The organism is Pseudomonas viridiflava, from assembly GCF_003702045.1.
Classification (GTDB): Bacteria; Pseudomonadota; Gammaproteobacteria; order Pseudomonadales; family Pseudomonadaceae; genus Aquipseudomonas; species Aquipseudomonas viridiflava_C.
Window position 1 is genome coordinate 1 of the sequence record NZ_RBTP01000060.1, and the last position, 407, is coordinate 407.

The following is a 407-nucleotide window of genomic DNA, read 5'->3' on the forward strand; positions in this document are numbered from 1 at the left end:
TGTGACCTATCGACCCATCACTCAGGCCGACACGCAGAACCCTGCGAGCCCGATTGGCGAGGCGATTCCGGACCTGTCGTGGTACGTGCTGGACGCCGATTTCAATCCGGTCGCTCAGGGTTGCAGCGGCGAGCTGCACATCGGCCATGCGGGGTTGGCACGGGGTTACCACAACCGTGCCGCGCTGACCGCCGAGCGCTTCGTACCCAATCCGTTTTCAACTGATGGCGGACGTTTGTACCGCACCGGCGACCTGGCGCGTTATCGCGCGTCCGGGGGCATCGAATACGCGGGGCGCATCGACCATCAGGTGAAGATTCGCGGCTTCCGCATCGAACTGGGTGAGATCGAAGCCCGCTTACAGGCTCAGGCCCACGTGCGTGAAGTGACTGTGCTCGCGCTGGAGG

General features: G+C 63.9%; 1 protein-coding gene. It reads left to right on the top strand.

The annotated features are described in order from the left end of the window. The coding region (locus ALP40_RS17810; protein ID WP_147478339.1) for an AMP-binding protein at positions 1–407 on the top strand (407 nt) is incomplete at both ends.